The 2,489-nt window shown below is 62.2% G+C and carries 3 protein-coding genes and 1 pseudogene; 2 read left to right on the top strand and 2 right to left on the bottom strand.

The genetic code is table 11. The features are described from left to right. Positions 1-188, bottom strand: a pseudogene (locus C4V41_RS60475) (tyrosine-type recombinase/integrase); the annotation flags it as partial. A gap of 26 nt (positions 189-214) precedes the next feature. Here C4V41_RS60475 and C4V41_RS60470 point away from each other — a divergent pair. Further along, positions 215-394: a hypothetical protein gene (locus tag C4V41_RS60470; RefSeq protein ID WP_103965012.1), complete on the top strand. Its 180-nt coding sequence runs from the start codon at positions 215-217 to the stop codon at positions 392-394. 1,010 nt (positions 395-1,404) lie between these two features. Here C4V41_RS60470 and C4V41_RS61595 read toward each other — a convergent pair. Then, positions 1,405-1,941 (bottom strand): hypothetical protein, encoded by a 537-nt coding sequence (locus C4V41_RS61595; protein ID WP_146104314.1) that lies wholly within the window; start codon positions 1,939-1,941, stop codon positions 1,405-1,407. Positions 1,942-2,252: 311 nt separating this feature from the next. Here C4V41_RS61595 and C4V41_RS63835 point away from each other — a divergent pair, with 311 nt between their 5' ends. Beyond that, positions 2,253-2,405, top strand: a complete 153-nt coding sequence (locus tag C4V41_RS63835; RefSeq protein ID WP_200825061.1) for a hypothetical protein — start codon at positions 2,253-2,255, stop codon at positions 2,403-2,405. Positions 2,406-2,489: the final 84 nt, after the last annotated feature.

Here is a 2,489-nt window from a genome sequence, read left to right as displayed (position 1 = left end):
CCGCCGCGGCGCAGCGGCCCGCGCCGCTTGCCGTCCGGGGTGGGTGGGAGTTCGATCTGGTAGTTCCAGATGCCGTGCCGGTAGCTCCACCCGCCGCCAGGACGGCGCAGCTTGGGGCATTGCTGCCCGAGCGCTTTGCCGTCGTCGTCGCGGCAGGAGCAGCGTTTGAAGGTGCGTCCTTCGGCCATCGTGTGTCTCGTTCCTGTTCTTTTCGGTGCTGTTCGGTCGGGCTGACGTGGTGACGGGCTGGGCGTGGGCCTGGGCGGTGTTCGGCATGGCGCGGGTGCGCAACCGGGGCGGACCTCCGGTCACGTCCCGCCCGGTGTTCACCCGGCGCGGCCCTGTCGGCTACAGCCCCGGCCCCGTCGGCCACGGTCAGCGCTGGCTGGGATAGGGCGGCCGTAATGGCCCCGGTTGTCATCGCCGCTGTGCGGGCGGCGATGGACGGGGGTTGATGCGGCCATCCGGCGTGGCCGATGCGGCGGTGTGATCGGGCGAGCACGCCCGTGGTGATCAGCCCGCCGCATGGATGGCCGTGTCGGACACGGGGTATCGACGCCCACCTGGATGGCGATGGTCAAGCCGAATCCGACGGTCACCGCGTTACGGGGGCACAGGCCGCTGCGGCACGGCGCCGTGATGGCAGCGGTGTGCCGCTCTTCGCGAAGCCGATGAGTAAAGAGGCGGTCCTGGCGCAGATGCGCAGGAACGCCGACAGGCGAAACGAGACAGCCGGCCCCGCAACAGCCGATCGCTGGCTCCGACCGGACGGAACCAGAAGACGGCGTGCGGGACGGTATCCCGATCTGCCTGTGTCTGTGTTTTTTGTCGTGGGTGTCACGTTGGTGCGGCCCGATCACCGGGCCACCGATCCCTGTCACCTATATAAATACCTGGCCGCAGGCTTGAAATAGGACATCGCCGGAAGTAAAGACTTGACCATGGGGCGGAGTCAGCGCAGATGTATCCGGGCCACCATCATGTGGATGGACCAGTAGGAGGTGTCCAGCTATGGTGGGCAGTGGTCACCGTGGAACATATGGCGACGAATCAGCAGCTCGAACCTGCGGATTAAAAGTCGCGAGGTATTCTGTCGCGCTATGTTTCAACGTATTCAATTGTATCGCTCTGCTGAATTTTTTCGCATTTAAAATGTCTGAAAATGTCGGCCGGTGTTCACGGGTCCCGATAGTCGAAGAGCACGCGACGAGCACGCGGCGCGGGGTCCGGCGCGCCATTGCGTACTCTTGACTTTTCTATTTGTCATGATTTCGGCATGTTGGTCTTCTGCTGGGGCTGGAACCTCAACGGGGCTGTCACTTACCCCCGCGGGCTGCTGAGCCTCGCCCTGCGCTACCCGCGCATGTTCGCGCAACGTTCTCGGCTCCAGTCGGAGGTAGGTGTTTATCCGGGGAATGTAACGCCGACGTGTGTGGATCGCATCCATTCTTCATCAATAGCAGCTTGCAGCAGCGCTTCGGCGGTGATAAGAATGGCGCGGCGCCAGCGATTATCCCATGCTTCCGTGCCGGCGGGTGTAGCGGCGATCCATTGTTCGACGCTGGCGAGATTGGGATCCGGGTACCAGTCCCGTTCGCTTGCGTCGAATCGCACTAGGCGACCGGCGTGAGTATAGTAGGACACTATCGCCGGAACTTCGTCGCACCATGCAGCGCTTAGACAAGGACCGTACTGCGCTAGGGTGGGGAGAGCCCTGGGTGTGAAGTAATCGACGTTGTAATCCATGATGATGGTGCCGTTGCCGAGACGCCCAATGAGCATATCGATATCGCCACCTAGGAAGTTCATCGGCTCCGTGATCTCAGGCGAGATGCCGCAGGCTGCCAGGACATCCTCGGTCGTGGCTGCGGAGCACCAGGTAAGCAGGAGGATATTACTGGTGTACTGATGGAACCAATTAGAATAGCTATCATCAATCATGGGTTCTTCCTTTGATCGGCGTGCCGCGCTACCGGGCCACGTTTATGGTTGGCAGACCGGCGCGCCGTCCGCCGCTTGGATGATGAGGCTGGCGGCGGATGGCGACGCTTCAACTATCTACTGCACTCGCCGAAGCCGGTGCCATCGACTTGAGCGATGTCTGGCGGAGGGACATCTTCGGGAGGCTGGCCTGCCGACAATTACATCCGCCCAGGTCATGACTCTGCGAGGGCTTTGCTTGGCGTACGCGAGCTCCGGTCCCCCGGGAGACGAAAGCGCGTACGGCAGGATGATCCGCTGTGCTCCTTCGCTTGGCCTATCTGACCGTCACGAACGCCTTTGCCGCGCTGCGGTTGCTGCCCATGAGTGATCGGGACAAAGACGTGGAGATCCTCATCCTGCGTCACCAGATCACCGTCCTGGAACGCCAACTCGGTGCCGACACCAAAGCGAGATGGGTGTAGCTCCTTTGTAGTGACTGGCTGAGCTGGGCGTTCGCTGTCCTGGCTGTTTGATCGTGAAACCGCCTTCTACTGTGGGTGCAGGCG

This window comes from Nonomuraea solani (genome assembly GCF_900108335.1).
In the GTDB taxonomy this organism is placed as follows: domain Bacteria; phylum Actinomycetota; class Actinomycetes; order Streptosporangiales; family Streptosporangiaceae; genus Nonomuraea; species Nonomuraea solani.
This window is presented reverse-complemented; position numbering and strand designations above follow the sequence as displayed.